The organism is Microbispora sp. NPDC046933 (assembly GCF_040644635.1).
GTDB lineage: Bacteria > Actinomycetota > Actinomycetes > Streptosporangiales > Streptosporangiaceae > Microbispora.
This window is the reverse complement of sequence record NZ_JBEYWW010000024.1, coordinates 13991-35329: the sequence shown is the minus strand read 5'-3', so window position 1 is coordinate 35329 and position 21339 is coordinate 13991. Positions and strand designations below refer to the sequence as shown.

At 71.5% G+C, this 21339-nt stretch carries 20 protein-coding genes and 1 riboswitch; of the genes, 6 read left to right on the top strand and 14 right to left on the bottom strand.

The genetic code is table 11. The features are described 5' to 3' along the window. Positions 1-70: 70 nt before the first annotated feature. The 9 genes from ABZ857_RS28685 to ABZ857_RS28645 form a co-directional block, all read right to left on the bottom strand. Entirely contained in the window at positions 71-733 is a 663-nt protein-coding gene (locus ABZ857_RS28685; RefSeq protein ID WP_357048789.1) for a CHAP domain-containing protein, read from the bottom strand. Positions 734-1039: 306 nt separating this feature from the next. Beyond that, a riboswitch (cyclic di-AMP (ydaO/yuaA leader) is annotated at positions 1040-1182 on the bottom strand. A gap of 222 nt (positions 1183-1404) precedes the next feature. After that, the gene (locus tag ABZ857_RS28680; RefSeq protein WP_357048505.1) at positions 1405-2253 is read right to left on the bottom strand and encodes an amidohydrolase family protein; all 849 of its coding nucleotides are present in this window, start codon (positions 2251-2253) and stop codon (positions 1405-1407) included. Continuing rightward, on the bottom strand, positions 2250-3443 hold the full coding sequence (gene larC, locus ABZ857_RS28675) for a nickel pincer cofactor biosynthesis protein LarC (protein ID WP_357048501.1): 1194 nt from the start codon (positions 3441-3443) through the stop codon (positions 2250-2252). The genes ABZ857_RS28680 and larC overlap by 4 nt, the downstream gene beginning before the upstream one ends. After that, positions 3440-4171 carry a nickel pincer cofactor biosynthesis protein LarB gene (larB, locus tag ABZ857_RS28670; protein ID WP_357048498.1) on the bottom strand — a complete coding sequence of 244 codons (732 nt, stop codon included), beginning with the start codon at positions 4169-4171 and terminating at the stop codon, positions 3440-3442. The genes larC and larB overlap by 4 nt, the downstream gene beginning before the upstream one ends. A 156-nt stretch (positions 4172-4327) precedes the next feature. Continuing rightward, positions 4328-4450, bottom strand: coding sequence for a hypothetical protein (locus ABZ857_RS28665; protein ID WP_357048495.1), 123 nt, complete (start codon positions 4448-4450; stop codon positions 4328-4330). A 1-nt stretch (position 4451) separates the two neighbouring features. Next, positions 4452-5708: a nickel-dependent lactate racemase gene (larA, locus tag ABZ857_RS28660; RefSeq protein ID WP_357048492.1), complete on the bottom strand. Its 1257-nt coding sequence runs from the start codon at positions 5706-5708 to the stop codon at positions 4452-4454. Then, entirely contained in the window at positions 5698-6609 is a 912-nt protein-coding gene (locus tag ABZ857_RS28655; RefSeq protein ID WP_357048489.1) for an aldo/keto reductase, read from the bottom strand. Before ABZ857_RS28655 ends, larA begins: the two co-directional genes overlap by 11 nt. After that, positions 6606-7343 carry an SDR family oxidoreductase gene (locus ABZ857_RS28650; protein ID WP_357048486.1) on the bottom strand — a complete coding sequence of 246 codons (738 nt, stop codon included), beginning with the start codon at positions 7341-7343 and terminating at the stop codon, positions 6606-6608. Before ABZ857_RS28650 ends, ABZ857_RS28655 begins: the two co-directional genes overlap by 4 nt. Then, positions 7340-8188, bottom strand: coding sequence for a fumarylacetoacetate hydrolase family protein (locus ABZ857_RS28645; RefSeq protein WP_357048484.1), 849 nt, complete (start codon positions 8186-8188; stop codon positions 7340-7342). Before ABZ857_RS28645 ends, ABZ857_RS28650 begins: the two co-directional genes overlap by 4 nt. Before the next feature lie 170 nt (positions 8189-8358). Between ABZ857_RS28645 and ABZ857_RS28640 the strand changes: the two genes are divergently transcribed. From ABZ857_RS28640 to larE, 3 genes are read left to right on the top strand one after another with little or no spacing between them, the layout of a single operon-like run. Continuing rightward, positions 8359-9651 carry an L-fuconate dehydratase gene (locus ABZ857_RS28640; protein ID WP_357048481.1) on the top strand — a complete coding sequence of 431 codons (1293 nt, stop codon included), beginning with the start codon at positions 8359-8361 and terminating at the stop codon, positions 9649-9651. A 1-nt stretch (position 9652) separates the two neighbouring features. Beyond that, entirely contained in the window at positions 9653-10369 is a 717-nt protein-coding gene (locus ABZ857_RS28635) for an FCD domain-containing protein (RefSeq protein ID WP_357048478.1), read from the top strand. Next, positions 10366-11229, top strand: coding sequence for an ATP-dependent sacrificial sulfur transferase LarE (gene larE / locus ABZ857_RS28630; RefSeq protein ID WP_357048475.1), 864 nt, complete (start codon positions 10366-10368; stop codon positions 11227-11229). The genes ABZ857_RS28635 and larE overlap by 4 nt, the downstream gene beginning before the upstream one ends. Before the next feature lie 171 nt (positions 11230-11400). Here the strand turns inward: larE and ABZ857_RS28625 are convergent, their stop codons facing one another. The 3 genes from ABZ857_RS28625 to ABZ857_RS28615 are packed head-to-tail and all read right to left on the bottom strand — an operon-like array spanning position 11401 to position 15088. Further along, on the bottom strand, positions 11401-12447 hold the full coding sequence (locus tag ABZ857_RS28625) for an ABC transporter permease (RefSeq protein ID WP_357048472.1): 1047 nt from the start codon (positions 12445-12447) through the stop codon (positions 11401-11403). Continuing rightward, the gene (locus ABZ857_RS28620) at positions 12440-14008 is read right to left on the bottom strand and encodes a sugar ABC transporter ATP-binding protein (RefSeq protein WP_357048469.1); all 1569 of its coding nucleotides are present in this window, start codon (positions 14006-14008) and stop codon (positions 12440-12442) included. Before ABZ857_RS28620 ends, ABZ857_RS28625 begins: the two co-directional genes overlap by 8 nt. 12 nt (positions 14009-14020) lie before the next feature. After that, positions 14021-15088, bottom strand: a complete 1068-nt coding sequence (locus ABZ857_RS28615; protein WP_357048467.1) for a sugar ABC transporter substrate-binding protein — start codon at positions 15086-15088, stop codon at positions 14021-14023. A gap of 470 nt (positions 15089-15558) precedes the next feature. Here ABZ857_RS28615 and ABZ857_RS28610 point away from each other — a divergent pair, with 470 nt between their 5' ends. Further along, complete coding sequence (locus ABZ857_RS28610; protein ID WP_357048464.1) at positions 15559-16272, top strand: FadR/GntR family transcriptional regulator; 714 nt, start codon at positions 15559-15561, stop codon at positions 16270-16272. A gap of 453 nt (positions 16273-16725) precedes the next feature. Continuing rightward, positions 16726-18705: an alpha-L-fucosidase gene (locus tag ABZ857_RS28605; protein WP_357048461.1), complete on the top strand. Its 1980-nt coding sequence runs from the start codon at positions 16726-16728 to the stop codon at positions 18703-18705. Between the two features lie 114 nt (positions 18706-18819). On the opposite strand, the gene ABZ857_RS28600 is transcribed toward ABZ857_RS28605, so the two are convergent. Further along, a complete protein-coding gene (locus ABZ857_RS28600; protein ID WP_357048458.1) occupies positions 18820-19542 on the bottom strand; it encodes a FadR/GntR family transcriptional regulator in 723 nt (240 codons plus the stop codon). A gap of 357 nt (positions 19543-19899) precedes the next feature. Beyond that, positions 19900-20472 carry a D,D-peptidase/D,D-carboxypeptidase VanY-N gene (gene vanY-N, locus ABZ857_RS28595; protein ID WP_357048455.1) on the bottom strand — a complete coding sequence of 191 codons (573 nt, stop codon included), beginning with the start codon at positions 20470-20472 and terminating at the stop codon, positions 19900-19902. Between the two features lie 191 nt (positions 20473-20663). On the opposite strand from vanY-N, the gene ABZ857_RS28590 reads away from it, so the two are divergent. Further along, positions 20664-21338 (top strand): response regulator transcription factor, encoded by a 675-nt coding sequence (locus ABZ857_RS28590; protein WP_357048452.1) that lies wholly within the window; start codon positions 20664-20666, stop codon positions 21336-21338. The last annotated feature ends 1 nt before the right edge of the window (position 21339 follow it).

The following is a 21339-nucleotide window of genomic DNA, read 5'->3' as shown; positions in this document are numbered from 1 at the left end:
CGAAGCCGTACGGCGGCCCCGTGCGGACCACCGGCACCGCACCGGCCCATCGCCCTGGGAGCGCGGGAGGTCACCCGCGCCTGCGGTGCCGTCCGCCGGACGTCGCGGCCGCGGCCTTGACCCGGAGCCCGGTCACGGCGGTGGAGACCACCGCGAACAGCAGACCGGCCGGCAGGACGGCGTCGCCGGGCGACCACACGGCGTCGGGGGACTGGCCCTGCGTGGCCGCCATGTTCCTGACGGCCGGCCTCGCCGTGCCCTGGACGCTCGCGTGCACGGCCGCCACGGGCTGGACCGACACCGGCGCCTTCGGCTCCACCTTGACCTTGCGCGGCAGGCCATACCCGACGATCTTGCTCTTGTCGCGTACCTTCCGCTTCAGCCACACTCCGTCGACGTTGCCCTCGATCGTGTGGACCTTCCCGCCGACGACCTTCTCGACCACGCCGACGTGGTCGATGTCGCGGATCTTCTTGGACCCCGACCAGGCGAAGAAGACCACGGCGCCCGGCTCGGGCCTGTCGCTCCAGGCGTGATGTTTCTCGAACCACTTGGCGTGCCGCGTGGTCAGCGCGAACTCGCCGACGTGGTCCCGCAGCCCGGCCCGGTCCGCCGCCCAGGAGACGAACATGTCGCACCAGGGGGCGGTCTTGAAGTCGGGGTCCTTGGCGACGTTGTCGGCGTACCACTCGCCGAACTTCGTGTGTTTCCCGGCTCGTTCGCGGTAGCCCAGTTCGGGGCGGACGGCGTCGAGCAGCTGTCGAGCTATCGGATCGGTGGAAATCGGAGGCTCCTCATGGCGCGCTTCGAGACATGACGAACCGGCCCGCCGGCGTCACGGCAGGCATGACGGCATGGAGACATGACGGCATGACCGCCCGAGGACACGGCCGCGGCGGGGCGGAATCAGAAACGGGAGATGTGGCAGCCCGTCACGGGCGCGCCATCACCCCGGAAGCCTGGAGACGTTCCAGGGCGGGCATGTGGTCCGGCGACGTGACGCGGACCGGGTGGGCAGGTGGAGCCGACACTCCACGCGCTCTCCTCTCCTTGGCCGCCTACCGGGTTAGCTGACGGGTTCGGGCCAGGAGTAGCCCTACCGGATGGTCCGGATTCACCCCAAGAGACGTGGGTCCCCGGTTCCCGGGATCGAAGACATCCGGGATTCGGCGGTCGCCGGTCGTCCTCGGGTTGAGGACCGCTCACCGGCGAAATACACGGGAAGCTTAGTAGATAACAAGTAAGACACGGCCCAAAAAGCGGCAAACGGCACCATTCTGGCCGCCGCCGTCCAGTGCTTCCGCAGGTCCTCACGGTCGCGGGCCGCCAACCGTGAGATGCGCCACACAACCGCCCGGGTGCGCGGGCGGCGCGGACCCCCTGGCCCGCGCCCCGCCCTCGGCGTCAGAGGCGGTACACCCGCGCCGCCGTCCCCCGGAACACCGCGTCGCGCTCGCCGGGCGACAGTCCCGCGCCGGCGAGGAGCGTGTCGGCGGCGCCGGCCCAGGCCGGCAGGGACCCGGCGAGGAGGCAGACGGGCCAGTCGGAGCCGAACATCAGCCGGTCCGGCCCGAAGGCGTCGAGCACCACCTCGGCGTACGGCCGCAGCCGCGCGGCGTCCCAGTCGTCCCACCGCGCCTCGGTGATCATGCCGGACAGCTTGCAGGTCACGTTGGGCGAGGCGGCGAGCTCGCGGATCAGCCCGGCCCAGGGGTCCATCCCTCCGCGGGCGATCGGCGGCTTGGCGACATGGTCCAGCACGAAGCTCAGCTCGGGAAGCGCGCGTACGGTCTCGATCGCGGCGGGCAGCTGGTGGGGCAGGACGAGCAGGTCGTAGCTCAGCCCGGCCGCCGCCACCTGGCGCAGTCCGCGCCGTACGTCGTTGCGGGCCAGCCAGCGCGGGTCGGGCTCGCCCTGGACGAGATGCCGGATGCCGCGCAGCAGGTCGCCGCCGGGCGAGGCGGCCAGCGCGGCGAGTTCGGCGGCGAGATCGGGCCGGGTCAGGTCCGCCCAGCCCACCACGGCGGCGACGACGTCGGACCGAGCCGCCGTCGAGAGGAACTCCCTGGTCTCCTCCGCGTCGGGCAGCACCTGGACGAGCACCGACGTGCCGATCCCGGCCCCGGCCGCCGCGTCCGCGTAGTCGGAGAGCGTGAAGTCACGGCGGACAGGCGACATCTCCGGCGGGTCCAGCCAGGTCTGGGGTCGCCGGGACAGGTCCCAGATGTGGTGATGGGCATCGATACGCGTCATCGGAGAGCCTCTCGCGCGAGGTGCCGTAGGGGTTTCCCGGTCGCGGCGGCCAGCCTGACCAGGTCGTCGTGCTCGGGTTTGGCGCCCCACGGCCCATGCTTGATCCGCACGGCCTGCCCGTGCAGTTCGACGGTCTCGACGTGCCTGGGCAGCGCGGTCTTCTCCACCACGACGCGGCGCAGGCCCAGGCTGCCGGTCTCGGCGAGGACCAGGTCGCTCAGGGCGCCGGCCAGCGAGGGATCCGCCAGCACGTGCAGGACGTGCGCGGGCCGGCCCTTCTTCATCACGGCCGGAGTCACCCAGGCGTCGGCCGCGCCGGCCTCGAGGGCGCGCTCGATGACGTACGCGAGGACCTCCCCGGTCACGTCGTCGAGGTTGGTCGAGAGCACGACCTGCCGGACGGTCCCGGCCGGCAGGTCCGGAGCCGACTCTGGAACCGGCTCCGGTTCCAATGGGTCCGGCGGCGCCGTGGGCTGGGGCTCGGGCTGGGGCTCGGGCGTGCCGAGCATCGCGACCGTCACGTTGGGCCGGTCGGGCAGCACGCGGCTGCCCGCGCCGTACCCCGTGGCGCGGAGCGTCATCACCGGCGGCGGGCCGTAGACCGCGCCGGCCCCGCGCAGCAGGGCCGCCCCCGTGGGGGTGACCGTCTCCCCCGCCGCGGCGTCACCCCGGACCCGGGCCCCCGCGAGCAGTGCGAGGGTCGCGGGCGCGGGCACCGGCAGCACCCCGTGCCGGGTCCTGACCGTGCCGGAGCCCAGCGGGAGCGGCGCGCAGTGGACCCGCGTCACGCCGAGGTCGCCGAGCGCCGCCGCGCAGCCGACGATGTCCACGAGGGCGTCGTGGCCGCCGAGTTCGTGCAGGTGCACCTCCCCGGCGGGGACGCCGTGCAGCGCGCCCTCGGCCTCGGCTATCGCGGTCAGCGCCGCCTCGGCGACGGGCAGCCCCGTCCGGGCGGCCATCTCGATCAGGACCGATGCGGGACGCTCGGTGGCGTCGTCCTCGACGTCGACCCGGACACGCGTGGCGGTCAGCGCTCCGGTGCGCACCCGTCCCGCGTCCAGGCGCCAGCCGGTCAGCCCGGTCGCGGCCACCGCCTCCCGCACCGCGTCGAGCGAGGCCCCGGCGTCGAGCAGCGCGCCGAGCAGCATGTCCCCGGCCAGGCCGGTGAACGGATTCACGTACAGGATCACCCACGCACCTCCGTCTCGGTCGCCGGACCCGCCGCCGCGCCCCCGGCGGACCCCGGCGTCCGTCTCGCCACCGTTCTGGTCAGGCGGTAGGCGGCGAGGGCGGCGCCGAAGCCGGAGTCGATGTTCACCACGGTCAGCCCGGCCGCGCAGGAGGTGAGCATGGCCAGCAGCGCGGTCACGCCGTCGAGCGCGGCGCCGTAGCCGGTGGAGGTGGGCACCGCGATGACCGGCGTCTCGACCAGGCCGCCGACCACGCTGGCCAGGGCCCCCTCCATGCCCGCGACGACGATGACGCTGTCGGCGGAGCGGATCTCCTCCGCGGCGGCGAGCAGCCGGTGCAGCCCGGCGACGCCCACGTCCCTGATCAGCGCCGTCCGAAGCCCGAGGGCGGACGCGACGGCGGCGGCCTCGGCCGCGACCGGGCCGTCCGCGGTGCCCGCGGTGACCACGGCCACCGTGTGCCCGAGCCGCGGGGCAGGTCGCCAGACCAGCAGCCGGGCGTCACGGTCGTACACGCCCGCGGGAACGCGCTCGATCACGGCCGCGGCGACGTCGGGCTCGACGCGGGTCACCAGGACGGGGCCGGTGTTCCCGGCGAGCAGGCCGGTGACGATCCCGGCGATCTCGGCCACCTGTTTGCCCGGGCCGTAGACGATTTCCGGCAGCCCCTGACGCGCCTCCCGGTCCAGGTCGACCCGCGCGTACCCCAGATCCAGCGACCCGCTCATGCCACCTCCTCGCCTGGCGGCTCGGAGCCGCATGAGCGAATCGCGCTGTGTCTATCGATTCGCTCGCTTCGCTCGCTCATGCCACCTCCTCACCCGGCGGCTCGGAGCCGCATGAGCGAATCGCGCTGTGTCTACTGATTCGCTCGCTTCGCTCGCTCATGCCGGGACGACGCATCCGGCGGCCGGCAGCGGGCCGGCGTAGAGCCGGTCGTCCCCCGTCGCCGCGGCGAAGGCGGAGTCGGGCCGCGGGTTCAGGTGGATCAGGGGGTGGCGGAGCACGTCACTCCTCGGCGAGGTAGGGGATGGTCATGGGCCCCTCCGGCAGGACGCACACCCGTCCGGGCAGGCCGCGCACGGTGGCGGCGACGTCGCCGGTCTGCTCCAGATGTGCGGCGGCCAGGTCGGCGTCGCTCAGGTACGAGGTGTGCATGATCACGCGGGCGTGCCGCTGGATGCGGGCCTGGATCTGGACCTGCCATTGGTCCGGCACGGTCTCGGTGCGGCGCGAGATCTCCTCGAACAGCGCCTCGGGGGAGGCCGCCGAGGTGAGCACGTCCCGGTAGGAGCTGTGGTCGGGGAAGCCGTCACGGCACTCGGCGGCGCAGACGATCGTCCCGCCCGGCCTGACGACCTGGGCCGCGGCGCTCATGCCCTTCACCGACTGGTACAGGTTCTGGTCCAGCGGGAAGCCGGCGTTGCTCGTGACGACCACGTCGAAGGGCTCGGCGACCGGCCGCATCGCGGCGGCGCGGGCGGCGGCCGTGGCGGCGGCGTGCATCGGCGGCAGGTCGCCGCCGAACGCCCGCACGATCCGCTGCTCCCGGTCGAGCACGACGTCGAGGGCGAAGGTGACGCCGGTCGCCGCGGCGATGGCGCGGATGTCGTCGTGGACCGGGTTGCCCTCGATCACGCCCCAGGTGGCCCGGGGATCGCCGATCCTGGCCGCGTCGTGCAGGGTGAGCACGGTCTCCAGGGCGGCGAGCCCCGGCGCGACCAGCTTCGGGCCGCCGGAGAAGCCGGCGAAGAAGTGCGGCTCGACGAACCCCGTCGTGACGCGAACGTCGGCGTCCACCCACTCCCGGTTCAGCCACACCGGGACGTCCCTGCCGTGGCGGCCCATCCACTTCAGGGATGACGTGTCGCGCGCGTCGTGGTTGACGATCCGCACAGCGTCCACGACCTGGTCGCCGAACATCGCGCGCAGTTCGGCCTCGGTGTTGCCGCGGTGGGTGCCGGTGGCGACAAGGATCACCACGTCGCCGAGGTCGACGATCCCGTCCAGCTCGGCCAGGATCGCGGGGATCATCAGGTGCCTGGGCTGCGGCCTCGTCCCGTCGCAGGCGGAGATCGCCACCGTCTGGCCGGGCCTGACCCGCTCGCGCAACGGCGGGCCCGCGACGGGCTCGCGCAGGGCCCGCCGCAGCTCGGCGGCCTCGTCCGCCACGGCGGGACGGGCGACCGGTGTGATGACCGTGGTCCGGTCGTCCGGCAGGTCCACGACCAGGCCCCCGGTGCCGTAGGCGAGGTCAACCCGCATGGTCCAGTTCCTCCCAGAGGGCATCCGGGATGTCCGTCGCCGCCAGCGTCAGGTCCTCGACGATCTCCTCCGCGCTGCGCGCTCCGATGAGGACGGTGGTGACGGCGGGGTGCCGGTGGGGGAAGCGCAGGGCGGCGGCGGGCAGCGGCACACCGTGGGAGGCGCAGACGCGTTCCATCCGGCGAACCCGGTCGAGCACCTCGGGCGGGGCGCTGTCGTAGTCGTAGGTGCTGCCGCCGGCCAGGACGCCGCTGTTGAAGACCCCGCCCGCGATCACGGCCACGCCGCGCCGCTCGCATTCGGGGAGCAGCTCGCGGGCCGCGGACCGGTCGAGCAGAGTGTGGCGGCCCGCGACCAGGACCGCGTCGAGGTCGGTCTCGCGGACGAAGCGGGTCAGCATCTCGGCCTGGTTCATCCCGGCCCCGATCGCGCCGACCACGCCCTGGTCGCGCAGCTCGGCCAGCGCCGGGTACGCCTGACCTGCGGCCTGCTCCCAGTGGTCGTCCGGATCGTGGATGAACACCAGGTCGAACCGGTCGAGGCCGGTCCGCTCCAGGCTGTCGTCCAGCGAGCGCAGCACCCCGTCGCGGCTGTAGTCGCGCACCCGCACATATCCGGTACGGCCGGGGAAACCCTCCTCCGCACCCTGGCCGGGCACCAGCACCCGCCCCACCTTCGTGGACACGACCGCCTCGGCGGCTCCCCCGGGCAGGCCGCGCAGGAAGCGCCCGAGGCGCTGTTCGGACAGCCCGGTGCCGTAGTGCGGCGCGGTGTCGAAGTAGCGGATCCCTCCCTCCCAGGCGGCGGCGAGGGCCTGCTCGGCCTGCTCCTCGCTCACCGGTGCGAACAGGCCGCCCAGCGGCGCGGTGCCCAGTCCGTACGGCCCGAGCCGGAGCCTCACGACGACACCGGCCGCAGACGCAGGCCCGCCATCCCGCCGTCCACGGCCAGCTCGATCCCGACCGTGGAGCCCGACGCGGGGCTCGCCAGGTAGGCGACCGCGGCGGCGACCTCCTGCGCCGTCACCAGGCGGCCGTGCGGCTGGCGCGCGCACAGCGCCGCCCGCTCGGCCTCGGGATCAGGAGCGGCGTCCAGCAACCGGCCGACCCACGGCGTGTCCACGGTGCCGGGGTTGACGCAGTTGACGCGGATGCCCTCGCGGATGTGGTCGGCCGCCATCGCCCGGGTCAGCGCCAGCACCGCCCCCTTGGACGCCGAGTACAAGGCCCGCTGGGGCAGCCCGGCCGTCGCGGCGATCGAGCAGGTGTTGACGATCGCCGCGTGCGGCGACCGGCGCAGATAGGGCAGCGCCGCCCGGGAGACGCGGGCGATGCCGACCACGTTGAGGTCGAACACCCGCAGCCATTCGGCGTCGTCGTTGTCGGCCACCGTGCCCTGCGCGCCGATGCCCGCGTTGTTCACCAGCACGTCGATCCGGCCGTACCGGTCGGCCACCGCCGTGACCGCCCGCCGTACGGTGGCGTCGTCGGTCACGTCGCAGACGAACTCGGTGTCCTTCAGGTCCAGGACGGCGACCCGGGCGCCCCGCGCGGTCAGCTCGTCGGCGACCGCCTTGCCGATGCCCGAGGCGCCGCCGGTGACGACGGCCACCAGGCCGTCGAACTCGCTCTTCATGCCTGGCCCACCTGCTGGCGCTGGCGGCCCAGGCCGTCGATCTCCAGCTCCATCACGTCGCCGGCCCGCAGGTACGCCTGCGGGCCACGGCCGAGCGCCACCCCCGCCGGGGTCCCGGTGTTCACCACGTCGCCCGGCTCCAGCACCATGAACTGGCTGAGGTACCAGATCACGTGGTGCACGCCGAAGATCTGGTTCTTGGTGTTCCCGTTCTGCCGCAGCTCTCCGTTGACCCACAACCGCAGACCCAGCGCCTGCGGATCGCCGACCTCGTCGGGGGTGACCAGCCACGGGCCCAGCGGGTTGAACGTCTCACACGACTTGCCCTTGTCCCACTGGCCGCCGCGCTCGTTCTGGAACTCCCGCTCCGACACGTCGTTCGCGATCGCGTACCCGGCGATCACACCGGCGGCCTCCTCCGGCGAGGACAGGTAGCGAGCCGTACGGCCCAGGACCACCGCGAGCTCGACCTCGTAGTCGGTCTTCACGCTGCGACGCGGGACCAGGACCTCGTCATCGGGACCGACGACGGTGTTGGACGCCTTCATGAACACCACCGGCTCGGCGGGGATCACCGCCCCGGTCTCCTCCGCGTGGTCGGAGTAGTTCAACCCGATGCAGACGATCTTCCCCGGCCTGGCCACCGGCGCGCCGACTCGTTCGTACGGCCCGGCCTCGGGCAGCCGGCCCTCCGCCAGGGCCGCCCGCACGCGCTCGGCGCCTCCTCCCGCGAGAAACGCGCCGTCGATGTCCGCCGTCAGTGACGACAGGTCCAGCACCCGGCCGTCGGGCCCGATGACGCAGGGCCGCTCGCCACCCGGCGGACCCACCCGCAACAGCTTCACGATCTGCCTTCTCCGCTGGTTCACAGGGGCATATGTTGTGCCGAGCCTGCCAGATTCATCGGGTTGGAGTAAAGGCCTTTGAGGGGGATATCTGGGGAATTGCTTGACCTTCTCCAGGCGTGACCCTACTGTTCGAGTCATATTCATCGGATCAATCATGGAGCTGGCCCATGCCGACGATCACATCTGTGAACGTGATCGACATCAGGTTCCCGACCTCGGCCACCCTCGACGGGTCGGACGCGATGAACCCGGACGGCGACTACTCGGCGGCGTACGTCGTGCTGGAGACCGACGACTCCGCCCTGGCCGGGTACGGCCTCACGTTCACGATCGGGCGCGGCAACGACCTGTGCGTGGCCGCGGCCCGGCAGATCGGGGCACGCCTCATGGGCCGGGACGTGGACGAGCTGGCCGGGAACCTCGGCGGCCTCTACCGGGAGATCATGTCCGACAGCCAGATGCGCTGGCTGGGACCGGAGAAGGGTGTGGTGCACCTGTCCGCGGCGGCCGTGCTGAACGCCGCCTGGGACCTCGCGGCCCGCGGGGCCGGCAAGCCGTTGTGGCGTTTCGTCGCCGACATGACGCCGGAGGAGCTGGTGGCGGCCTGCGACTTCCGCTACCTGTCCGACGTGCTGACCCCCGCCGAGGCCGTCGCCATGCTGGCCCGGCTCGTCCCCACGCGCGAGGAGCGGATCGCCGAACTGGCCGAGCACGGCTACCCCGCCTACACCACCACCCCCGGCTGGCTCGGCTACGACGACGCCAAGCTGCGGCGCCTGTGCCGCGAGGCCGTCGCCGGCGGCTGGACCCACGTCAAGCTCAAGGTCGGCGCGAACATCGAGGACGACGTCCGCCGCCTGTCGATCGCCAGGGAGGAGATCGGCGACCGCACGCTCATGATCGACGCCAACCAGGTGTGGGACGTGCCCCAGGCGATCGAATGGGTGAACCGGCTCGCGCCGTACGAGCCGCTGTGGGTCGAGGAGCCGACCAGCCCCGACGACGTCCTCGGCCACGCGGCCATCCGCAAGGCGGTCGCCCCCGTCGGCGTCGCCACCGGCGAGCACTGCCACAACCGGGTCATGTTCAAGCAGCTCCTGCAGGCGGGCGCGATCGACTTCTGCCAGATCGACTCCTGCCGCCTGGCGTCGGTCAACGAGATCGTCCCGGTCCTGCTGATGGCCGCGAAGTTCGGCGTGCCCGTCTGCCCGCACGCGGGAGGTGTGGGGCTGTGCGAGCTGGTCCAGCATCTGTCCGTGGTCGACTACGTGTGCGTGAGCGGCAGCCTCGAAGGCCGCGTCCTGGAGTACGTCGACCACCTCCATGAGCACTTCACCGATCCCGTCCGCATCGAGCGTGGCCGTTACCGCCTGCCCGGATCGCCTGGCTACAGCGCCCGGATGCATCCCGAGTCGGTCGCCGCCTACCGCTACCCTGATGGCCACCGCTGGGGAGGCTGACGTGGGCGTCATCGAGACCGCGATCGACACGATCAAGCAGATGATCATCGACGGGGAGCTGCGCCCGGGACAGAAGCTCCCCGTCGAGAAGGAGCTCGCCGAACAGCTCGGCGTCGCCCGCAACACCCTGCGCGAGGCGGTACGCGCGCTGATCGCGATGCGGGTCCTGCAGACGCGTCAGGGGGACGGCACCTACGTCACCAGCCTGTCCCCCGACCTCCTGCTCGACGGGATGAGCTTCGTCGCCGACATCCACCTGGACGCCGGGGCCGGGGAGTTCCTGCACGTCCGCAGGATCCTGGAGGCCGAGGCGACGGCGCTGGCGGCCACCCGCATCCCCGACGCCGATCTCGCCCACCTGGGCGACCTGCTGGACGAGGCCGAACGACTCCCCACGCAGACCACGATCGACCACGGGAAACTGGTCGCCCTCGACCAGGACTTCCACTCCCTCATCGCCTCCCACTGCGGCAACGCCGTCCTGGCCGCCGTCATCCAGAACATGTCCGGCCGCACCGTACGGGCCCGGATCTGGCGGGGCATGAGCGACCCCGAGGCCGTCCAGCGCACCCTCCGGGAGCACCGGGCCGTCCATCGGGCCCTGCTGGCACGGGACGCCGACCGGGCCAGGCTCCACGCAGCCCTGCACGTGCTCGGCGTCGAGGAGAGCCTCAGCGGCTCACGTCCCTTCGCAGGCAATCGGGGTGACGGCGCATGAGCGGGGCCGAGGAACGCATGAGCGGGGCCAAGGAACGCGTGAGCGCTGTGCGCGACGCCATGGACCGGCTGACGGCCCGGCTGCGCCGGGAGAACGGCCTCGTGGTCGCCTACTCCGGCGGCGCCGACTCCGCGTTGCTCGCCTTCGCCGCCGCCCGGGTGCTCGGCGCACGGGCGCTCGCCGTCACCGCGGTCTCCCCCAGCCTGGCCGCCGCCGAGCGGGCCGCGGCGCGGGCGTTCGCCCGCAGCCACGACCTCGCCCACCTGGAGGTGTGCACGGACGAGGCCGACCGGCCCGAGTACGCCGCCAACGGCCCCGACCGCTGCTATCACTGCAAGTCGGCGCTGTTCGACGCGCTCGCGCCGCTTGCGGCGGCGATGGGCGCCCGGATCGCCCTCGGCACCAACCTCGACGACCTCGGCGACCACCGGCCGGGACAGCGGGCCGCGGCCGAGCGCGGAGCCGTCGCGCCGCTGGTGGACGCCGGGCTGACCAAGGCCGACGTCCGCGCGGTCAGCCGGGAACTGGGGCTGGTCACCGCGGACAAGCCCGCCGCGCCCTGCCTGGCCTCGCGGGTGAGCTACGGCGACCCGGTCACGCCGGAGGTCCTGCGCAGGATCGAGACCGCGGAGGCCGCGCTGCGCGACCTCGGCTTCGCGGTGTGCCGGGTGCGCGCCCACGCGGGCGGCACGCTCGCCCGCGTCGAGGTGCCGCGCGCGGAGATCCCGCGGGTGAGCGAGTTGCGTGAGCGCGTCGACGCCGCCGTCCGCGGCGCCGGGTTCACCTTCTGCTCGCTGGATCTGTCGGGGTTCGCCTCCGGGCGGCTCAACGCCCTACTTCCGCTGCTGCCCTCTTCATGAACAGGGCCTCGCCCTTGATGAGGCCAGGCCTCCCCCACTACGAGCTCGGCCGACGGCCGCGCTCCCGCGGGCCGCACGGCCGCCGCGCCCGCACAGCGCCTCCTCGGCTCGAAGACGCCGGCGGCCCGCGCGCGTACGGCGGCGGCCCGCGCCCGGGGCTGCCCGAACCCGTCAGTCCTGCGACTTGCCGCCGGTGAGGCGGGAGATCGCCAGGGCGGTGAGGATGATCGCCCCGTTGAGCGCCTGGATCCACTGGGCGGGCACGCCCGCCAGGGTGAGGACGTTCTGGATCATGTAGAGCAGCAGGATGCCGGTGAACGCGCCGAACACGGTGCCCTTGCCCCCGTTGAGGCTGACTCCGCCGATGACGGCGGCGGCGAACACCGTGAAGATCGCCCCGTCGCCCTGAGCGGCGGCGACGGAGGCGAGCCGTCCCGTCAGCAGGAGGCCACCGATCGCGGCCAGCAGGCTGGCGGAGATCAGCGTGATCCAGAGAACCCGGTCGGTCCGGATGCCGGCCGCCTTGGCGGCGTCGACGTTCCCGCCGATCGCGTAGAGCGCCCGGCCGAACCGGGTGAACCCCATGACCACGATGCCGGCCGCGAACAGCAGCAGGCAGATCCAGATGGACGCGGGCACTCCCAGCCACATGGCCGAGCCGAGGTAGGTCATCGACGGCGGGAGGTTGAAGAAGGTCTGCCCGCCGGAGATGCCCGTGAGCAGCCCGCGCAGCACGATGAGCATGCCCAGCGTGACGATGAAGCCGTTGAGCCCGAAGCGGACGATGAACAGCGAGTTCACCACCCCGACCAGCACCCCCACCGCGAGGGTGACCGGGATCGCCCAGGCCCCGGGCAGCAGCCCGAGCCCGGCCCCCGTTCCGGCGGCGACCGTCAGCCAGGCCGCCACGCCGGGCGCCAGTCCGAAGGTCGACTCGAGCGACAGGTCCATCCTGCCGGCGATCAGCACGAGCGTCTGCGCGAGGACGAGCAGCGAGATCTCCGACATCGTCTGGAGGATGTTGATCAGGTTGTCGCTCTGCAGGAAGATCGGGCTGACGATCTGCCCGACGATCGCGATCACTATGACCGCGGGAACCAGAGCGAAGTCCCGCAACCGCGCCAGGGAAGGCCCCACGCGGCGTCTTCCCGCGTCCTGCGGCGCCGGGGAGCCCGGCGGGCGTCCCGTCGCGGCGTGAGCGGCGGTGGTCTCAGGCATCGAGGTCGACTCCTTCCATGGCGGCCACCATCTCGTGGTCGTGCCAGCCGGCGGCCAGTTCCGCGACGACGCGGCCGTGGAACATCACCAGCACCCGATCGCACAGCCGCAGGTCGTCGAGTTCATCGGAGGCGATCACGACGCCGGTCCCGGTGCCCGCGATCTCCTCGACCTTGCCGAGCAGGAACTCCTTCGACCGGACGTCGACACCGGCGGTGGGCGTGATCAGTACGAGCAGGCGGGGGTCGTTGGCCAGGGCGCGGGCCATGACGACCTTCTGCTGGTTGCCGCCGGACAGCCCCGAGACGGGCAGTTCGGGGCCGGGCGTCTTGATCGCGAGATTTGTGATCATTTCGCGGGCCAGCGCGTCCTTGCGGCGACCGCTGACGAAGCCCGCGGAGCCGAGCCGTTCCGGAACGGTCATCGTGGCGTTGTCGGCGATCGACATCAAGGGGACGAGCCCCTGATGGTGGCGGTCCCGGGGGACGAATCCCACGCCCGCGGCCAGCGACTCCGGCACGCTCCCGGGGCGCGGGCGGCGTCCGGCCACCTCCACGGTCCCCGCCCGAGGGGCCCGCAGCCCGACGACGGTCTCGGCGAGTTCGGTCTTCCCGCTGCCGCCCAGGCCGGCCAGGCCGACGATCTCCCCGGCGCGAACCCGCAGGTCCACGTCGTGGTAGGTGTCACCGTCGCCGAGCCCCAGGACGTCGAGGACCACCGGGGCGTCCGCCCCGACCGGCGGACGGACGGCGTGCTCCCGCAGCCCCGCGGCCTCGCCGGTCATCGCCGCGACGAGTTCCCCCTGCGGCAGTTCGGCCACCGGGGCGGTGAGGATGTGCCGGGCGTCGCGGAAGACGGTGACGGTGTCGCAGATCTCGTAGATCTCCTGCAGGTGGTGGCTGATGAACAGGAAGGTGACGCCCTGATCCCGCATCGCCCGCATCCGCTCGAAGAGCCGGGAGATCGCGGCGCCGTCGAGCTGGGCGGTGGGCTCGTCCAGGATGATGAACCTCGCGCCGAAAGACAGCGCCCGGGCGATCTCCACGAACTGCCGCTGCTCCACTCCGAGCTCCCCGGCCGGCCGTCTCACGTCGACGTTCACCGACCACTCCTCCAGCAGTTCGGCCGCCTTCCGCCACAGGCTCTTCCAGCCGACCAGCCCGAGCCGGTTGCGGTCGTGCCGGTTCAGGTACAGGTTCTCCGCCACGGTCAGCTCAGGGATGATCGTGGACTTCTGGTAGACGCAGGCGACCCGTTCCCGCCAGGCGTCGCGGTCGGACAGCCGCGGAGCGGGGGCGCCGGAGAGGCGTACCTCCCCCTCGTCGGGTGCCTGCAGCCCGGTCAGGATCGAGACCAGGGTCGACTTGCCCGCGCCGTTGCGGCCGACCAGCGCGTGCGTCTCCCCCGCCCTGACCGTTATGCGGGCACGGTCGAGCGCCACCGTCTCGCCGTACCTCTTGGTGATGCGCTCCGCCTCCGCGACGGCGGGCCGGTCTGCGGGGACCGGCCCGCCGCCGCGGGCGGGTGGAGGGCTCGCGGGCCCTCCCGCGAACTCGTCCATCGCCACGCCCTCTCAGCTCAGGTTGTTGCCCCACAACGACTTGTCGTCGTGCTTGAGACTGGGGATGCCGCCGTAGGTGCCGCCGTCGGCGGTGACGAGCGGCGCGGACAGCTGGTCCTCCAGCAGGCCTGGCCGCACCTGGATGATGGTGCTGTCGTGGTCGGTCTCGCCCGGCTGGAACGTCTTGCCCTCGATCGCGGCCTTGGCGTACGACAGCGCGAACTTGGCGTACAGGTCCGCGGGCTGGGAGACGGTGGCGTCGATGTTCCCGGCGGCGATGTCCTTGAGCTCCTGCGGGATGCCGTCGTTGGAGACGACGAAGACGTGCTTGGGGTCGCCCGGCGGCACCAGGAGGTCACGCTGCTTGAGCACCTGCAGCGTGCCGGCGAGGGCGAAGCTCGACTGCATGTAGACGCCCTTGACGTCCGGGTTCGCGGTCAGGACCGTGGAGAGCTTCTGGGAGGCCACGGCTCCGTCCCAGTTCGTCGCCTCGCCGAAGACCTTGATGCCGGGATAGTTCTGCTTCATGCAGTCGTTGAACGCCTCGGTGCGGTCCCGGCCGTTGATGGAGGCCAGGTCGCCCTCCAGCATGACCACCTTGCCGCTGCCCTTGAGCTTCTCGCCCAGGAACCGGCAGGCCTTCTCCCCGTACGCGCGGTTGTCGGCCCGTACGACCATGTAGGCGTTCCCCGTGTCCGGTCGGGTGTCCACGAGCACGGCGGGGATCTTCTTGCCCTCCAGCTGCTGGAGCGTGGGGGCCACCGCCGCGGTGTCCTGCGGCGCCATCACCACGCTCTTCACGCCCTGCCCGACCAGGGTCTGCACGTTGGAGGTGAGCTTCGCGACGTCGTTCTGCGAGTTGGTGGTCTTGATCTCCGAGCCCAGCTCTCCCGCGAACTTCGGCACGTAGCTGATGTAGGAGTTCCAGAAGTCGGTGTCCGAACGCGGATAGTCGACACCGATGACCGGCTTCGCCGCCGTGCCGGTCCCGCCACCGGTGCCGCCGTTCCCGCCGCAGGCCACGGCGAGGGACCCCGATATGGCCAGGGCCGCGGCGAGCGCGAACCGTCTGCGTTCCATCGTCTCTCCTTCTGAAGCACCACGGCTGCCATGCCGTCGCCGACCGCGCCGCACTCGGGCGAGGCCTCGCTCCGGACTCTGGCGAGGACCTCCTTGAGCGGGCTCATCGACGACAGGACATGGGATGTCTTTCTATGACCAAACCCCGGCCAGTGTCCAGACCCCCGGGCCAGAATCGCGAAAATCCGGGAGTTTACCGGCACTTCAGGGCAAGGGATCCGACGTATCGCGCTTCTCACAGCACGGAAGGGACACAGATACATCGCATGTTCGCCTCCGCTGAAGGGGTCTCGGGCGCCACGCTCCGGGCCGCCCGGCTCATGCGGCGCCGGCCTCTCCTCCCGCCGAGGGCGGCCGGATGTCTCCTCGCCGTTGCGGGGAGCCGGCGCGAGCGCCGCGGGCGTCCGGCCCCGCCGCCCGGACGGAGGGGCGTGTGGAGGTCCGCTGTCCTGACGTACCAAAATTCAGATATGTCGTTGACCGAGCAGGCGATCGAACGCATCAGGCAGCTCATCAAGGACGGGACCCTTCCCCCCGGCGCCCGGCTGCCTCCCGAACAGGACCTGGCCGCCGAGCTGGGCCTGTCCCGCAACCTACTCAGAGAGGCCGTCCGCTCCCTCGTCACCACGCGCGTGCTGGAGGTACGCAGGGGCGACGGCACCTACGTCACGAGCCTCACGCCGGAGCTGCTGCTCGAAGGAGTGGGCCTCGCCGTGGAGATGATGCGCGCCGACGACCTTCTCGAGATCACCGAGGTGCGGCGCCTGTTCGAGCCCGTGGCCACGGGACTGGCCGCCACCCGCATCACCCCCGACCAGCTCGCGGAGGTGGAACGGCACCTCAAGGCCATGATCGAGGCCCAGGGCGACGTGGAGGCGCTCAACCACCACGACGACGCCTTCCACCGCGCCGTGTTCGACGCGACGGGCAACAGGGCACTGTGCGCCCTGCTCGGCGGAATCGCCGGCCGGACTCTCCGCTCGCGCGTCTGGCGCGGCCTCGTCGAGGAGAACGCGGCCGGCCGCACGATCGCCGAGCACGCCGCCATATATCAGGCACTCGCGGACGGCGACGCACCCCTCGCCCAGGCGGCCGCGCTCATGCATGTCAGCACCACCGAGACCTGGCTGCGGGAGAACCTCGGCCGCTCGTTGTCCGGTGCCGCTCCGGAACCGCTGCAGTGATCAGGCGGTGACCGCCGAAGCCCTCCTTCGGCACGCCCTCGGGCCCGCGAGGTCCGGCCGCCCATGAAAGTTACAAGACATCCCGTTTCCAGGACGAGAACTGGATGACAGCCCGCGCAGACATGGGTTGTCTGCGCGAGACGCTGAAGCGAGCGCGGGCAGCGCCGTCCCGGAATGCGGAAACGTCCGCGTCGCCTTCGGGCCCTCATCTCGCCCCCGGCCGCGACCCGGCACCGGGCGGCGGCCCGCCACGCGGTCGAGGGTCTGGACAGACGGCCAGGGCTGACCTACAAACATCCCATGTCCACGTGGTGAAGGCCCTACATCGCTGCGAAACATCCACGAGGTTCGGGTCCTATGCGCACCACCGCCTCCACCACGCGTACCGCCGGCAGGGTTCACCCGCCGAGCGCATGTGACCCGGGAGAGCTTTTCCGTCGCGAGAGGTCCCCCATGTCTTCATCGTCGTTCCAGCTCAGCCGGCGCCGGTTGCTCGCCGCGGCCGCGGTCGCCACGGCCGCCGGTGTGCTGAAGGCAGGCCCGGCGTGGGCCACCGCCGGCCCGCAGAGCTACAGCCCGAACTGGTCGTCGGTGGACCAGCATCCACCGGCCGCCGAGTGGTTCCAGGACGCCAAGTTCGGCATCTACTACCACTGGGGCGTGTTCAGCGTGCCCGCGTTCGCCAACGAGTGGTACCCGCGCAACATGTACAACAACGGGTCGAACGAGAACAACCACCACAAGAGCGTCTACGGCGACCCGTCGGTGTGGCCGTACCACAACTTCGTCAACGGCGCCCGCGACAAGGCCGGCAACTGGGTGCAGTTCGCACCCAAGCTGAAGTCCGCCGGGGGCGACTTCGACCCCGACGAATGGGCGCAGCTGTTCGCCGACGCCGGCGCCAGGTTCGCCGGGCCGGTGGCCGAGCACCACGACGGCTACTCGATGTGGAACAGCCGGGTGAACGAGTGGAACTCGGTCGCCACCGGTCCCAGGCTCGACCTGCTGCGGCTGCACGCCGACGCCATCCGGGCCAAGGGCCTGAAGCTGCTGGTGGCCATGCACCACACCTACAACTTCACCGGCTTCTACCAGTGGGTGCCGGCCCAGTCGACGACCTCGCTCAAGAAGCTGTACGGCCAGCTCAGCTTCGCCGACGAGCAGCAGCTGTGGTACGACAAGCTCAAGGAGGTCATCGACGGCTACCAGCCCGACATCATCTGGCAGGACTTCAACCTCAGCCGGCTGGACGAGTCGCGGCGGCTGGCCTTCCTCGCGTACTACTACAACCAGGCCGTCGCCTGGAACAAGGACGTCGTCGCCACCTACAAGGACGGGTTCAACACCAGGGGCGAGGTCTTCGACTACGAACGCGGCGGACCGGCCGCCATCCAGAACCCCTACTGGCTGACCGACGACAGCATCTCCAGCTCCAGCTGGTGCTACACCGCCGGCATCGGCTACTACTCGCTCAACGCCATGCTGCACTCGCTGATCGACCGGGTCAGCAAGAACGGCAACATGCTGCTGAACATCGCCCCGATGGCCGACGGCACCATCCCGTCCGGGCAGCGGTCGATCCTGCTGGGCATCGGCGACTACCTCAAGCGCTTCGGCGAGTCCGTCTACGCCACCCGGGCCTGGGCCGTCTACGGCGAGGGCCCCACCCAGATGGGCGGCGGTTCCTTCACCACGCCGCGGGCGGGCACCAACACCGACATCCGCTTCACCCGCAGCAAGGACAACACGGTGCTGTACGCCACCGTGCTGGGCTGGCCGGGCAGCACCCTGCACATCACGACCCTGGGCGCCAACCGGATCAACCTGAGCACCCTGGCCTCGGCGCAACTGCTCGGCCCCTCGGCCGGCCAGTACGTCACGCTCCCCAACCGCACGCAGGACGGCTCCGCCCTGCACATCTCGATGCCCTCGTCCACCGCCCCGTTCAGCGCCCCCGCGTACGTGGTGAAGCTGACCTTCAACGGCCAGATCCCCGCCCTGGGCTCCGGCGGCACCCCCACCGGCTTCGTGCGGATCGCCAACGTCAGCACCGGCCTGGTGCTGGACAGCGGCGGCAACGTCGCCTCCGGCTCGAACCTGAAGCAGTGGAACTGGGACGGCAGCACCAACCTGCAGTGGCAGCTCGTCGACCTCGGCGGCGGGTGGTATCGCATCGTCAACCGCACCAACGGCATGGTCGCCGACAGCTGGGGCAACACCGCCAACGGCGCCTCCTGCCTGCAGGCGCCCTGGAACGGCGGCAACAACCAGCAGTGGCGCCTCAACGACGTGGGCAACGGCCGCTACCAGATCATCAACCGCGGCACCGGGACCGCCCTCGACGGCATGGGATACACCACCGCCGGCTCCACCGCGGCCATGTGGGCGCCGAACTCCAGCACCAACAACCAGTGGACCGTCATCGGGGTCTGACCCGCTCCGCCGCGCGGACGAACCGGCGACCGGGCCGCGCGGCCTTCCGCTCCCCGCGAGGGTGCGACGTCGCCGCGGTCCCCTGCTCGGCGCCGCACCCGCCCTTCCCGGCTGTCAGCCGGCCCCGGGCGCGGACGGCAGGTCGCCGTCGTCGGGCAGGCGCTGCAGGGACTCCTCGACCCCGATCAGGTGGTTGGCCATCCGGATGCGGGCCCGTTCGGGATCGCGCGCCGCGAGTGCCGTCCAGATCGCCACGTGCTCGTCGTGGGTGCGGCGGTCGGCGTCCTCCTCGTGCAGGCTCCGCCACAGCCGCCCGCGGACGGTCCGTCTGGCGAACGCCTCGATCAGGCCGACCAGGACCGGGTTGTCCGTGTGGGCGGCGATGATCCGATGGAAGGCGACGTCGATCTCGATGAGACGCTCGTGGTCGTGGGGCGCCTCATCGACGATCCGGGCCGCTTCGTCGAGCAGTTCCCTGGCCTGGCCGAGCGCTTCATCCGTGATCCTGGTCGCGGCCAGGCGCGCCGCCTCGCACTCCATCAGGCGCCGGACGGCGTACACGTGCCGCGGGTCGCCCTGACCGTGCAGCTCGGCGACGAAGCCCATCGGAGCCAGCAACTGCGTCGCGTCGAGATTCGTGATGTACGTCCCGTCGCCCTGGCGGGTGCTGACGATTCCGAGGATCGACAGCGCCGACACGCCTTCGCGCAACGCACCGCGTGATACGCCGAGCGACTCGGCGAGGTCCTTCTCCACAGGCAGGCGGTCGCCGGGCCGGAGAACCCCTTCCAGGATCATCCGCTTGATGCTGTCTACTACGTCGTCTGCGCGTGACATGACAGGAGTTCCTAAGGGTTCCGGCCGAGCTTCCGGTTCGCCCCTCACCGGGGGCGGCTCGGGAGCAGTTGGACGGCGCACGGGTCGGTGACGCGTTCGCGCGGGTAGCCGGCGAATCCGGCCATGCGCCGGGGCGGCACCTTCCCAAGGCATCGATTGTATGCGGACAGGTCCGGCCGTCCTGGAGAAGATCACACCGCTCTGATCCGGACCCTGAAACGCGCCAGGCCAGGCTCCCGGTCCTGCTTTTCCCCTTCACGAAAGCTTCACGGTCGAGGTGGTCCTCGCCACACGATGCCCCGGTTTGCTTTCGGGACATGGACAGCTTTCCCCTCACCCGAAAACTCGTGGGCCGGGCTACCGCTGGTCCCCGTTCTCCATTTCGTAGCCCACGCCGGGGTGGGGTCGTCGTCGTGGCGGTATGCCGCCGCAGTCCGGCCGGTACTCGAAGTGCCACCACTCGTTGTCGTAGATCCGGTAGAGGTCATGGCGGGCGCCGTGTTCCTCGAGCCAGCGCGCGCCTTCGTGGGGGCGCACGTCCAGCGCGATCCCCTTGACGTGGGAGGATTCCGCAGGTGGCAACACGAGCATTCGTGCCGAGGCCGGGGACCCGGAACGGCGCACCTCCTCGGTGAACATTCGCTGTTGGACAAGGGGATCGCGGTATCCCGAGGTGAGGCCGATGAGCTGGCCGTGACGCCAGAGCGCCTCGGTGCGCGCGGCGGTGAACGCCGCCCTGGCGCCGTCGGTGAGCCCGGTGAGGTCCTCGGCGGGGAATCGCATCCGTAACGCCCAGTTACAGGCCAGTTCGCCGGCGCGGCGGGGATGCCGGACGAAGGCCGCGGGCAGCAGGAGCACGGCGAGCACCAGCGTGACCACCGCGAACAGCCGGTCTCGGGGCCGAGGTGGGATGATGCGTGGTTCGTTCATGACGACATACGATTGGCATCGAATGTCCGTGGGTTGTCCGCCGTATGTCACCGTTCATCGACGGCGGCCTCCGCCGGCGCGACCGTGACACAACCATGACATGGCGCGGACGAGGCGGGGACACGGCCGGTCGACAGTGGACGGGATTGACCGGCGGGCAAGTTACGGAGCGTGCTGTGAAACTCGGCGGCGTGTCGCGAGTGTTGTTGATCGAGGATGACCCGGCCGTACGGGAGGGCCTTGAGCTGGCCCTGACCCAGCACGGGCACCGGGTGCGCGCGGCGGAGTCCGGCGAGCAGGGGCTGGACCGCCTGCGTACGGACCTTCCCGACGTCGTCGTGCTCGATCTGATGTTGCCTGGCATCGACGGGTTCGAGGTCTGTCGCCGCATCCGGGCCGCCGGCGAGGTACCGATCATCATGCTGACCGCGCGCAGCGACGACATGGACGTGGTGGCCGGGTTGGAGGCGGGCGCCGACGACTACGTGGTCAAGCCGGTGCAGCCCAGGGTGCTCGAGGCACGCATTCGCGCGGTGCTCCGGCGGATCGGCCGGGACCAGGCGGAGCTGGAGCGGCACGCGGACCTGACCATCGATCGGGCCGGGCTGGTGGTCACCAAGCGCGGCGTACCGGTCAGCCTCACCCCGACCGAGCTGCGCCTGCTGCTTGAGCTCGCCGGTACGCCGGGCCGGGTGCACAGCCGCCAGCAGCTGCTGGAGTCGGTGTGGGAGCACGGGTATTTCGGTGACTCGCGTCTCGTGGACGCGTGCGTGCAGCGGTTGCGCGCGAAGATCGAGGACGACTCGGCGGCGCCCGTCTACGTGCAGACGGTGCGCGGGTTCGGGTACCGGTTCGGGCCGGTGTGAA